We start from the raw sequence: 12,133 nt of genomic DNA on the forward strand, positions 1-12,133 counted from the left end.
GTTATTGAAACGGTATAGACTAATTATAGGTCTGACAAGCGGCCTTCTTATTTTAACCTCGTGCGGCCAAGGAGAAAGCCATAGAGAAACCGTTGAAAAATCTGACAAGAAAATTACTGTATTGGACCAAGTAGAACAAGATGGAAAAATAGAGGTAAAAGACGTTCAGGATATTAAAGGCGTAAGGGCATTTCAATTTTTGAATGAACACAACATTATTGTTAGTAAAGAAAATAAACAATTTCGTTCGCACGATTTCGGTTCCAAAGAGGTATATGCGCAGAATTTAGCTACTTATAATTTTAAAAATAAGTCCACTTTTATTTTGCATCCAAGCAATGAAGTTCAACATGCGGCGAAGCTTTCTCCGAACGGCAAATATCTTTTTTATAAAGTTGCAAAAGGAGAAGATACATTTGGTTATATAATGAACGTTCAAACGAAAAAAACAGTTAAAATAAAGAATGTTCTTCTCTATCCATCAAGCGGAGAGTGGCTTAATAATTCAGAAGTAATGTTTATTACAATGGAAGGAAAGCTTTCTAAAGCAAGTATAAAAGGAGAAGTAGAACCACTGTTGCACAGAGATGAGCGAATCTTAGATGCAGTTAAAGGAATAGGTGGCATTTATTATATCGGTTTAAACAACCAGCTTTTTTTCCTTCATAACGAACAGACGGATCCCGAAAAAATTCGAGACGATGTTGTCTCTATTATCCCGTCTCCAAATGGAAAGCAATTAGCGCTCGTTCAGCAAAAAGATGCCCAAACGCGAACGCTGTCTATCACAGATTTAAAAGGATCAGAGGCCTTTCAGCTTGCTCTATCCACTCAAATTTTTGGCGTAAGCTGGTCTCCCGATGGTTCGAAATTAGCTTATAATTTTATTTCCGAAAAAGGCGGAGATAAAGGGATATTTATAGCAGACGGATTAACAGGAGATGTTACACACTTAAACGTAAATTTAGACTATGCTGCCGATCAGCTTGCTTGGAGTCAATCAGGAAATAAACTAGTTGCATCTAGCTTCACGCAAAATCAAGTTCATACGTATATTATCTTTTTGAAATAGACCGCTTAGGTAGTCTATTTCTATTTTTTTACACACTATAATTCTTTAAGAGTGTTTACGAGTTGGAAACAACTGAATAAAAAACAGAAACATTTATCTTTTATCCTTTCTTTACAGGCTTTTTTGGCTTATAAGAAGCCTTTTGAAAGGAGCAAGACATCATGAAATATTTTTTGTTTATTGGTTTTTTAGCTTTTACCCTGATGATAACAGGATGCGGAACAGTCAACTCTTCGTCAAAACCAGCGAGAGAATCTAATGAAAATGGACAAGCTCAAAAATTAGCAATCTCATCAGCTTCCTCATCTTTAAAGAAACCTAACTTAGAAGAAACAGTGGTAATAGCCAATCCAGAATCAGTTACGGCTTTGGTCAATAAAAAGCATCAGCTTCCTGAATCCTATCAACCTTCCGATTTAGTCTATGCCGACGTTCCGTTTATCTTCAGCGAAAAAATAGAAAAACGAATGCTTAGAAAGCCGGCGGCACAAGCGCTTGAAGAACTTTTTCAAGATGCTGGAAAAGCGGGAATCAGCCTGCTTGGTGTATCTGGTTATCGATCTCACGAGCGGCAAAAGAAACTTTTTGTATTCTATGCAAAGAGAGACGGAGAAGAAAAAGCAAGCACCTACAGCGCCTACCCTGGAACAAGTGAACACGAAACGGGGCTAGCAATCGATGTCACAGGAGGAAATGGAATATGTGCTGCGGCAGACTGCTTCGCTGATACGCCAGAGGCTCGTTGGCTTTCAAAAAATGCCTATCAATACGGGTTCATTATTCGATACCCTGCAGGTGAAGAGCAAGTTACCGGCTATAAATACGAACCATGGCACCTTAGATATGTAGGAAAAAAGGCAGCCGCATCAATTTTTAATCAATATGTAACGTTAGAAAACTATGCAAGCAAGAAAAAAGATCAATCAAAAGTTCTATAATCCCTTTTCTCTGCTATAAGTGAGGAATGAAGAGAAGAAAAATTAAAAGTCAGGTTTATCACTATCACATATGATACAAACTGATACTATAACATGCTTGCTATAGAGGAAGGGTATCAATGTATAAAGATATTGCGATTGAATTAATATGTGGGTTTTTAGCGCTATTTATTATGCTGAAGCTTTTAGGCAAAACGCAGTTTGCTCAAATTACTCCGTTTGACTTTATTACAACACTTGTCCTGGGAAATATTGTGGGGGATGCAGCTCTTGAAAAAGGAGTAGAGTTAACTGAAATTCTGTACAGCGTTTTGATTTGGGGGCTTCTGATCTATACAGTGACAAAGCTGTCTCAAACCTTTACAGGATTTAGGGGAATTCTTGAAGGAAAGCCTTCAATGATTATTTATAAAGGGAAAATCCGTTATAAAGAGCTTAAGAAAAACAATTTGGATTTGAATCAGCTTCAGCATCTAATGAGACAGCAAGGGTATTTTTCACTGTATGAAGCAGAATACGTCATTTTAGAAACGAATGGAGAGGTAAGCGTCGCTCCTAAACATGAATTCGGTCCTCCGACGAAAAATGATTTAAATATTCCTTATTCTCAAACCAATTTACCTATTGCTTTAATTATGGATGGAAAAGTGGTGCCTGGTAATTTGAAAGAAGCTAACGTAGATGAGAAGTGGTTAAAGAAACAGCTGGCAATCAAGAAAATAAAGAAATACAGCGAAGTTTTTTATGCTGAATGGCAGCAAGAGCGAGGATTAGAAATAACAAAATTCTAAAAAACCTTTCCTTTCGAGGAGAGGTTTTTTAGCTTTGTTTTAATAGCTTAGCAAAATCTTCAATCGTTGTAGAATACGTAACATACAGACGCGGAATAAGATAGTTTTCATTCTTTTGTCCGCTTTCAGTAAAAAATTCTGGAATCGTTGAAAGGCCAAATGTATAATTTTTTTTTGCTTCTTCCACAACGTGGCTATTGACCTTTCCATAAGGGTAGGCAAGAGCAATAACGGGCTGGCCTGTGATTGCTTCAATTTTTCTCTTTGAGTCAGCTAGCTCATATGATAAATTTTTCGTCTTAGTTAAATCCGGATGAGTAGCGGTGTGAGACTGAATGGAAAAAAATCCCGAATGAACGAATTTCTTTAAATCCACCGGGGATAAACGGTTAGGACGGCCGATAAAATCTGAGATCACAAAAATTGTAGCAGCTGGATGAAATCGAGGACTTGCTACTCTTTGAAAAATAGGCAAGATATTAAGATTATTTTTATATCCATCGTCAAATGTAATAAATATAGGCTTTTTCACACGCTTCAGTTCCTGCCATTTTTCAAATGTTAGTGGCGTGTATCCCTGCTTTTTAAGATAAAGAAGTTGTTTCTCAAAATTTTCAGGCGTCACATATAATTCTTTTTCACCGTGGCCTGTGTAGGAATCAATAGAATGGTAAATCAGTACAGGCACTTTCATTTGGCTAAAAACGGGAGAGGGGAAAATAACAGCTAGTAATAAGATAACAAAAACCGAAATTTTTCTCATAACAATCCTTTCTAACGCGCAATGATGACGAGACTGTCTTAGTATGTCAAAAGAAAAGGAATGTATAAGCCAAGCTTTCTTTTTTACAAGTATAAGCCTTCTTTTTTAAATATTTTATGCAGAACCAAGTGTTCAGCAGAGTTCACAACTGCAAACTGTTTTTTAGAAAGAGAATGGGGAGAAAAACGCATTAACTTAGTAAAGTCTGATGGCAGCGTAGTAGATGAAACATCAGTAGAGAGTACAGGTGCAGACAAAGGTTTTTTTGAGCCGATGTGAAAACCCCAATCTCCAAAAGAAGGAATAATGGTGTGGTAACTCAACGTATAAAACTGAGAAGCTTTCATCGTCTTGCTAATGCTCCAGAAAACGATAGGTGTGTCTCTAGGAGAATTTGACTGACATACGACCAAGCCGATGTGTGATAGTGAACGTTGGAGAAGTGTGTAAAATTCTTTTGTATAAAGAGCACTTATTTTTCTGTTAGTAGGATCAGGAAAGTCAATAATGATGATATCATAACACGCTGAATTCAAAGAGAGGTAGTCAACAGCATCTTGAATATGAACGGTGACACGAGAATCTTCAAATGAGCATTGATTTAACTTCTTTAATTCTTCTATATTCATCGCAGCTTTTACTACATCAGCATCTATTTCCACAAGGTCTATCTCTTTTACTTCTTTATATTTAAGGACTTCTCGTAAAGCTAAACCATCTCCACCGCCTAGAATAAGAATGCGGCGAGAACTTAAGGAAGCTGCAAAGGCAGGGTGTACAAGAGCTTCATGGTACGCATGTTCATCCAATGAACTAAATTGCAGCTGTTCATCTAAATACATTCGAATATCAGGTGCTTTAATCAGCTGGATATCTTGAATACTGTTTTTCTGATGAAACAAAATATCATGCCTGCCGGCTAAGATCTGTTGTAGACTAACGTGATCTGAGTCATCTCCGCGATTGAGAAGACGAGTGCTCCCAGCATGCTGATGATTTTTTGTTAACATTTCGGCGTTTTGAATTCCGCGAGAAATCGAATACACAACAGCTTTTTTCGAAGCTAATTTCTTCAGTAACGTATAACCGATTTCAACAATTTCTTTGTCTCCGCACGTATAAAAATCTAATGAAGCGTAGTTTTCCTCCGGCCAAGTATGAATAGACAAGTGAGAGGTAGCTAATAGAAGAATGCCTGTAATGCCTTGAGGAGTAAACCGGTGAAAATAACAATGCAGAACTTCCATTTCTGCATCTAGTGCAGCTTCAATAAGAAACCGTTCTAAAAGTGAGGAATCATTTAATATCACTTCATCGCATTCGAATGCATCCATTAGCAAGTGTTCGCCTTTAATATCCACTACTTCAGCCTCCTTTCTGAGCATTATTTTCACTATCTTATGAAATTTTTTAGAAAAGGGAAACGTAAGCACGTTATTTTATATATATATTTTCGGGAAATAACTAGTTATCTTCACATAGAAAAGGGGCTGGGACAAAAGTAGTTTAGTTGAAGGAAGATCCGAACGATGAATCGAGATTCTTGATGGAGAATCCAACTCGTTCGGATTTTTTCATGGTGATGGTGAATGTAGGTTTCATGTATGTAGTTACTTCTAGCTGTTGATTGGAGGGCAAGGCGAAGACTCCTGCGGGAAAAGCGGAATAGGTGAGACCCCGCAGGAGCGTAAGCGACGAGGAGGCTCATCGGCCGCCCGCGGAAAGCGAAGCCTTGCACGGAAATCAACAGCGGTGTACCAAGCAATCCATACTAGCTTATTTATCCAATTTGTTCGTCTTTAGATTGGATTGAATTAGTTATGTCTCAATCTCTCTACTCTTTATCAGCATTAAACCAGCCTTTTCGCTTGAACCATAGGATTAAACAAAGCATTATCAATCCCATGAAGCCAAGCACAAAGAAATAGCCATAGCGCCACTTTAACTCAGGCATATTTTCAAAATTCATTCCGTATACGCCAACGATAAATGTAAGCGGAATAAAGATAGATGAAATAACGGTCAGTGTCATCATAATTGAATTCATCCGGTTTGAATTAAGAGAAAGATAATTATCGCGCATATCAGACGTCATTTCCCGATTCGATTCAATCATATCAGCTAATTTTAATAAGTGGTCATAGACATCTTTAAAATATCTTTTTTGTTCAGGATGAACATCTAGGCGTTCAGAATTTATAACACGGTACAATAAATCGCGCATAGGCAAAATGGTTCTTCTGATTTTTAGTAAATCACTTCGAAGTTTGAATACATCTTCCATTAAAACAGAGATGGATTTCTTAGCGTCTATGTTTTCTATATCATTTAGCTCATCTTCAATTTGATATACACTAGGAAAATATTCATCTACAACTTTATCCATCACAGAATACGCAAGGTAGCTTACCCCTTTTTCTTGACTCAAAGGCGTATGAAGTAATTTTTCCCATACTTTGTCAATTGCAGCCGATGGGTGAAAGTGAAAGGTAACGATATAGTTTTCGCCGATAAAAAGGTCAACTTCTTCAGCTTCTAACGTTTGACGATTTAACGAATGAAGGACAAAAAAACTGTATCCTTCATAATAATCGAGTTTTGGACGCTGCAGAAAATGAAAGCAATCTTCAATCGCTAACGGATGAAAGTGAAAGGATGATTGCAGCAGCAACGCTTCTTCTTCAGAAGGGCAGTTAAAGTCAATCCAATAGTACTGAATAGAGGGATCATGAATCTGATCTAATTGTATATTTTTTATGAGCTTGTGATCGTTCGTAAGAGCTAACGTTCGTATCATTTGAAAACTCCTTTGCATTTTTATAACTACTTTAATGTAGCATAAAATCATAAAATACAAGTATTTAAAAAAATAATTTTCTCTCTTCTCTTTCTATAAAACTAGTAAGGATAAAAAAGGGGAATTATAATGATGGTAGTAGCTCGTATGGAAAGGGGAATCGTTTTGAATAAAAATGAAGCACTTCGAACGTTTTTTTAAAACATGCAGATCAACTGACGGAAGAGTGGTACGAAAGTATTGAAGACAATGACCCAGAATCGGTTTATGCATCGACTCATCCGGAAGTCATTTCAGTATTAAAAGATCAAAATAATGAATTTCATTTATACATAGCGGATGTATTTATAAAAAGTGAAAAAGAATTTTTTGATTCATTTGAAACGTGGATTTTAAAGATTGCCGAAGATGGAGAGCATGTAAGAACGCCTATTCATTATATTATTCGAGAATTTTTCCGAGTGAGAAAACAGTATTTAACGTATTTAAATCAATTTGTAGAAGAGTATGAGCAAATTATTACGCAAGAAGAAATAGACGAATGGAACGAATTGATTGTCCGTGTGTTTGATATTACCGTTTATAAATTTGTAGAAGAACATGATCAGCATTCAAAGCGTTTACTGGAGGCACACAAAGAGCTGATTAACGAGCTGAGCTCGCCAGTTATTCCATTAAGCGATCATATTGCAATTCTTCCACTTGTTGGGGATATCGACACGGCAAGAGCGCGCCGAATTTTGGAAAATACGTTAACTCGCTGCGCTGAGCAGCAAGTGAATCACCTTTATATTGATATTTCAGGAGTAGTCATTGTCGATACGATGGTTGCTCATCAGATTTTCCAGCTGATTGATGCATTAAAATTAATAGGCGTAGAATCAACTATATCTGGGGTACGTCCTGAAATCGCGATTACCGCTTCTCATTTAGGTTTATCGTTTGAAAATATATCAACAAAATCCACCCTTGCCAATGCGATGGCTTCACGTATGAAGAGATAAAGCAAACAAGAATTACTTTTAATTCTTGTTTTTTTGTTTTAATTCACACTTGACTTATAGGTTAAATAGGTATTATGATTTTACTAATTTAATAAATAAAAAGAGTAGTATTACATACGCTAATATAAAAATGTACATCTGTAGTTAGAGGAAAAGAATTAAACAAATAATATGAAAACGTTTTATATAGAATATGAGAATATTTAGGAGGAAATAAAAATGAACATCTTATGGTTTTTCCCTACAGCAGGCGACGGACATTATCTAGGCACAACCGAAGGAAGCAGAACAAGTGACATTCACTACTTAAAACAAATCGCACATGGGCTGGATTATCTAGGATATGACGGTGCTTTGTTGCCTACTGGTTCAAATTGTGAAGATTCATGGGTGATTGCATCGGCACTTGCTTCTGTTACGAATCGACTGAAGTTTTTAATTGCACTTCGCCCGGGTGTAATGTCTCCAACACTTTCAGCACGGATGGCTTCGACATTCGATCAAATGTCAAACGGTCGACTTATGTTAAATATTGTGACGGGAGGAGATCCCGTGGAGCAAGCAACGTACGGTAACTATTTAAGCCACGATAAACGCTACGAGTTAACAGATGAATTTTTAACGATTTGGCGAGATGTAATGGAAGGAAAAAAAGTGGATTTTAAAGGAGAACATGTTGATGTAACAGGCGCGTACATTCCATCGCCTCCTGTCCAAAAACCGTATCCTCCGCTGTACTTTGGTGGATCTTCTCCAGCAGGAAAAGAAGTAGGAGCAAAGCATGCAGATGTATATTTGTTATGGGGAGAGCCGCCTGCAGTGATCAAGACGAAAATTGATGAGATGAAAGAAAAAGCTGCAAACGAAGGTCGGGACATTCGCTTTGGTATTCGTCTGCACGTTATTGTAAGAGAATCAGAAGACGAAGCGTGGGAATCTGCAGATAAATTAATTAAACATGTTAATAATGATACGATCAAAGCGTTTCAAGATAAATTTGCGTCATTTGACTCCACTGCCCAAAAAACACAGTCAAGTTTGCACAGCGGAACAAAAGATCGAGGTTCATTAGAGATCGCTCCGAATCTATGGGCAGGAATTGGCTTAGCACGAGAAGGAGCTGGAACCGCTCTTGTTGGAAGTCCTGAAATTGTAGCCGATCGTTTAAAAGAGTACAAAGAGCTAGAAATTGACACATTTATTTTATCAGGTTACCCGCATCTAGAAGAAGCATATACGTTTGCTGAGCTAGTATTTCCACATATTCAAAAAGAACGAAGCAAGAAATAATTCTTGCTTCGTTCTTTTTGAATGATAAAAAAACAAATAACCTAGTTGACTCATAGGAATTATAGGTGTATTATAAAGATAGTTCATTTAGTCAGAAAATATGCGGTAAAGGGTGAAGAAAATGGAACGTTATGACGTAATTCAAGGCGCAGAATCTTTTTATTATAAAGGCAGCGACATTGGTATACTTGTTTCTCACGGATTTATGGGGACTCCTCAAAGTATGGAATATATCGGAAAAGAATTAGCTAAAAAAGGTTTTACTGTGTACGGTTTGCGACTAACGGGACATGGTACTCACTACTATGATATTGAGCAAACAACGTACGAGGAATGGAAGCAAGACTTTTTAAATGGGTATCAGCGTTTGAAGCAAGAATGCCGTCATGTATTTATATTAGGTCAGTCCATGGGAGGCACTCTTACCTTTCATACAGCAAGCCAAGGATTAGACCTTGACGGAGTTATTGCAATCAATCCGGCTATGACGTCAATTCCATCAATGGAGCCTTATCGCTCTCGTCATACGCCTCGTTATTTAAAAGAAGATCAGCCGGATATTAAAGATCCAAATGTACATGAAATTACGTACGATAAAGTACCAGTGCGCTCCATGCGTGAGCTACTTTTTTTAATGGACGAAACAAAAGAACGCTTATCTCATGTAACATGCCCGGCTTTAATACTAACATCAACCGTTGATAACGTAGTACCACCTGAGAATTCAGCTTATATCTTAAAACATATTCAATCAGCAGAAAAAAGACAGCACATGCTTAGAAACTCTTACCATGTTGCGTCGATGGATTTTGATAAAGACACGATTGTTGCACAAACAGCACAGTTTGTACAAGCAACAGTTGCCAAAAAAAAAGTGCATGAGCGAATTTTTTAATTTTTAAATTCGCTCCATTTCTTTTTTACTTCAAGTAAGATAAAATGAATCTTGAATGAAAACAAAGGAGTGTACATACATGATTCATTTAGAATGGAACGATCGTCCAACAATTAAACAAGTAAAATGCATACATACAGATGCAAAAAAATTCGTGGTTGAAAATGTATTAACAGCAGGAAAAACATATGATGTAAAAAACGAAACAGAAGAGTTTTATTTTGTTGTTGATAACACTGGCCAAGTTGGCGGCTTTTATAAAGAATACTTTGAAGGCTAAACAAAAAATCATCGTCTCGGCGATGATTTTTTTATTGCAATAGAAATGGTTAACTGGACCTTACAACCAATGTCTTCCACTTCTCAGTGAAACGAACGAGCATTCTTTTAAAGAGAAATTCTATATATCCAATCATTTCGGAAAAAGGCTTTATGATAAAAATAGGATTTAAGACCTAAATTCTTCCGTTTCTTGTTCTGATTAAAAGGGTAACTGACTATAAATACCCATGACAACAATTATTTTACAATGTAAAATGAAAGCGACGCTTAACAGAAAAAGGAAAAGAGGAGGTTATACGGTGAAAAAGCGTAATACAGCAGCTTTTACATTTTTAGCATGGACAGCTTTTATTACAGCACTATTAGCTATGTTTATAGGAATTTATACATTAGATGCATCATTACCGGTAAAAGGTTATTATGCCGTTGGAACGTTATACTTAACGATGTCTGCTTTTGTGCTCCAAAAAACCATCCGTGATAACGAAGAAGATACGGCACACGAACGCAAATATGACAAAGCAGAAGAAGAATTATAGAGCTAAAAAAGAGCATTTTTCTAGCTCCTTGAAAAACATCCCCATTTTTGGGAGATGTTTTTTTATATAAAAAAACAGGGAACTTGTCACTCCATGTCGTATTAATAAAGAAGGAGGTGATTGAATTGACACAATTAATGATTAATAACGTAAGTTTTCACGTTGATATGTTTGAAGAAAAAATGATTACTGATGCGAATACAGGTGAAGAGTTGAAAAGGCTAAACTTTTCTTTTTCGGTTGTAGGCAAAGCAGATTATGATAAATATGATGCATTTTTTGAGGATCCGTACTTTGAAGTAACAAATATGGATACAAAAGAAACGCTTATACTAAAAAATATTTCGCATAGCACATTTTATCAGTCACCTGAAATTACAGATCATACAAATATTGTTTTCAGAGTGAAGCTGCAGCAAGAACCTGTTAACACAAAAGAACAAGCAAAAAAGGAACAGCCAACAGAGAGCACGATAAACGAAGTGCTTTTATTTAGAATAAAATTTAAGGCTCTTGTCGAATTACTTGAAGAAAAAGGACTCCTCACAGAAGATGAATTGTATACTAAAATTGAAGAAGTAGCAGAACGAGATTTTGATATTTTAAGAGATGAATTAAGTCATTCTAAAAAAGAGCTAAAAGCGTAAAAATACCCCATTCTGCCGGGGGATTTTTTATTTATATCCATTAATTTATAACCCTTTTGATAAATCGTTCATATATTACATCACGATGAAAATAAAAAGGGTGAGGATAATGCCGATTGTTATTAATCATGTAGTGATTCCAAACGTTACAGGAGGAGTCGTTACGTTTGGAGATACGTACTATGTTTCTCCAAAAAGTAACAGTAAAACCGCACAAGGTTCAGGATCTTCAAATACAGGAATTTGCGTAAATACAAATTCGGGACTTTCTAATACAAATACGCTCGATCCAGATGGTTCGGACCAAAACGGCTTCGGAAACGGATAAGGAAAGGGATAAGGAAAGGGATGTTTTATTCTTCTTTCTACACGCCTTTTCAGTATTCATTTTATCCGTATTTTATGCCTTCATTTGCACGTCCAATTGGATTTGTCGTGTCACCTGATGGAGCTATGGACAACTGGTGGGGGAAAAAACCATATTGGTGGGGTAAAATCACGCCTTCAGCAGGCGTTTTTCCTCCCGTTACCCAGTATTATACGGGCAATTTAGTTCCTTATAGTTTAAGGGGCTATTACTAATATAAAAAAGAAGTTTAGATTAAGTTATCTTGTCAGCGTCTATTTCCTGAAAATAGGCGTTTTTTTCCGTTTTACTTGATTCAAAGTTATTTTTGCTGAATAATAAGGAAAAGAGAATTTTTAGAAGTAAGCTGTAAGTAAGGAGATGTTCAATCATGACAGATAAATGGAGAGTTCATAAAATAAAAAGTGATTGTGAACCTTGGCTGTTTTTAGAAGGCTGGGAAAAAGATATTATTGAAACCATTGAATTTGAAAAAAAAGAAGAAGCACTTCGCTACTATGCGATGATGATTTATGAATTTCATCAAAAATACGCAAGCGTGCGAAGCGATGAACTAGCGCTCTTTAGCTTTTGGAACGAAGGCGAAAAAGAATTTTGTGAGGCCTGTGATGATGATCTTCAAATCTTCCATGGTGTTTTATTCGCTAAAAACGACGAAGTCTATTCATTAGAAGAAGATGAAGAAGGATTAAAAATGCTTCGTACTAAATAAAAACGTCCTGCGGGGCGTTTTTTTCATATAAAAAAT

At 36.5% G+C, this 12,133-nt stretch carries 15 protein-coding genes and 1 pseudogene; 13 read left to right on the plus strand and 3 right to left on the minus strand.

Annotated elements, in window-relative coordinates; translation table 11 throughout:
• The first annotated feature begins 4 nt into the window (after positions 1 to 4).
• The 3 genes from M3225_RS09695 to M3225_RS09705 all read left to right on the plus strand — a co-directional run bounded on the left by M3225_RS09695 (position 5) and on the right by M3225_RS09705 (position 2,801).
• Complete coding sequence (locus tag M3225_RS09695) at positions 5 to 1,072, plus strand: TolB family protein (protein WP_251392952.1); 1,068 nt, start codon at positions 5 to 7, stop codon at positions 1,070 to 1,072.
• A 161-nt stretch (positions 1,073 to 1,233) separates the two neighbouring features.
• Positions 1,234 to 2,010, plus strand: a complete 777-nt coding sequence (locus tag M3225_RS09700; RefSeq protein WP_251392953.1) for a M15 family metallopeptidase — start codon at positions 1,234 to 1,236, stop codon at positions 2,008 to 2,010.
• A 119-nt stretch (positions 2,011 to 2,129) separates the two neighbouring features.
• Positions 2,130 to 2,801: a DUF421 domain-containing protein gene (locus M3225_RS09705; RefSeq protein WP_251392954.1), complete on the plus strand. Its 672-nt coding sequence runs from the start codon at positions 2,130 to 2,132 to the stop codon at positions 2,799 to 2,801.
• Positions 2,802 to 2,829: 28 nt separating this feature from the next.
• On the opposite strand, the gene M3225_RS09710 is transcribed toward M3225_RS09705, so the two are convergent.
• Entirely contained in the window at positions 2,830 to 3,564 is a 735-nt protein-coding gene (locus M3225_RS09710) for a polysaccharide deacetylase family protein (RefSeq protein ID WP_251392955.1), read from the minus strand.
• A gap of 83 nt (positions 3,565 to 3,647) precedes the next feature.
• A complete protein-coding gene (locus tag M3225_RS09715) occupies positions 3,648 to 4,925 on the minus strand; it encodes a polyamine aminopropyltransferase (RefSeq protein ID WP_251392956.1) in 1,278 nt (425 codons plus the stop codon).
• 262 nt (positions 4,926 to 5,187) lie between these two features.
• Between M3225_RS09715 and M3225_RS09720 the strand changes: the two genes are divergently transcribed.
• Positions 5,188 to 5,367 (plus strand): hypothetical protein, encoded by a 180-nt coding sequence (locus M3225_RS09720; RefSeq protein ID WP_251392958.1) that lies wholly within the window; start codon positions 5,188 to 5,190, stop codon positions 5,365 to 5,367.
• Positions 5,368 to 5,398: 31 nt separating this feature from the next.
• On the opposite strand, the gene corA is transcribed toward M3225_RS09720, so the two are convergent.
• Complete coding sequence (corA, locus tag M3225_RS09725) at positions 5,399 to 6,361, minus strand: magnesium/cobalt transporter CorA (RefSeq protein ID WP_251392959.1); 963 nt, start codon at positions 6,359 to 6,361, stop codon at positions 5,399 to 5,401.
• A 129-nt stretch (positions 6,362 to 6,490) separates the two neighbouring features.
• On the opposite strand from corA, the pseudogene M3225_RS29810 reads away from it, so the two are divergent.
• The 9 genes and pseudogenes from M3225_RS29810 to M3225_RS09770 all read left to right on the plus strand — a co-directional run bounded on the left by M3225_RS29810 (position 6,491) and on the right by M3225_RS09770 (position 12,097).
• A pseudogene (locus M3225_RS29810) lies at positions 6,491 to 7,365 on the plus strand (STAS domain-containing protein).
• Between the two features lie 219 nt (positions 7,366 to 7,584).
• Entirely contained in the window at positions 7,585 to 8,655 is a 1,071-nt protein-coding gene (ssuD, locus tag M3225_RS09735) for an FMNH2-dependent alkanesulfonate monooxygenase (RefSeq protein WP_251392963.1), read from the plus strand.
• Between the two features lie 121 nt (positions 8,656 to 8,776).
• Positions 8,777 to 9,550 carry an alpha/beta hydrolase gene (locus tag M3225_RS09740; protein WP_251392965.1) on the plus strand — a complete coding sequence of 258 codons (774 nt, stop codon included), beginning with the start codon at positions 8,777 to 8,779 and terminating at the stop codon, positions 9,548 to 9,550.
• A 79-nt stretch (positions 9,551 to 9,629) separates the two neighbouring features.
• Positions 9,630 to 9,830, plus strand: coding sequence for a DUF6501 family protein (locus M3225_RS09745; protein WP_013057578.1), 201 nt, complete (start codon positions 9,630 to 9,632; stop codon positions 9,828 to 9,830).
• A 301-nt stretch (positions 9,831 to 10,131) separates the two neighbouring features.
• The gene (locus M3225_RS09750) at positions 10,132 to 10,371 is read left to right on the plus strand and encodes a YiaA/YiaB family inner membrane protein (RefSeq protein WP_013057577.1); all 240 of its coding nucleotides are present in this window, start codon (positions 10,132 to 10,134) and stop codon (positions 10,369 to 10,371) included.
• Between the two features lie 116 nt (positions 10,372 to 10,487).
• Entirely contained in the window at positions 10,488 to 11,018 is a 531-nt protein-coding gene (locus tag M3225_RS09755; protein ID WP_251392967.1) for a hypothetical protein, read from the plus strand.
• Between the two features lie 109 nt (positions 11,019 to 11,127).
• Positions 11,128 to 11,346 (plus strand): spore germination protein, encoded by a 219-nt coding sequence (locus tag M3225_RS09760; RefSeq protein WP_013083687.1) that lies wholly within the window; start codon positions 11,128 to 11,130, stop codon positions 11,344 to 11,346.
• A gap of 20 nt (positions 11,347 to 11,366) precedes the next feature.
• Positions 11,367 to 11,600, plus strand: coding sequence for a hypothetical protein (locus tag M3225_RS09765; RefSeq protein WP_251392968.1), 234 nt, complete (start codon positions 11,367 to 11,369; stop codon positions 11,598 to 11,600).
• A 155-nt stretch (positions 11,601 to 11,755) separates the two neighbouring features.
• Complete coding sequence (locus M3225_RS09770; RefSeq protein WP_013057574.1) at positions 11,756 to 12,097, plus strand: DUF1033 family protein; 342 nt, start codon at positions 11,756 to 11,758, stop codon at positions 12,095 to 12,097.
• The last annotated feature ends 36 nt before the right edge of the window (positions 12,098 to 12,133 follow it).

Origin of the sequence: Priestia aryabhattai, assembly GCF_023715685.1 — a bacterium.
Taxonomy (GTDB): domain Bacteria; phylum Bacillota; class Bacilli; order Bacillales; family Bacillaceae_H; genus Priestia; species Priestia aryabhattai_B.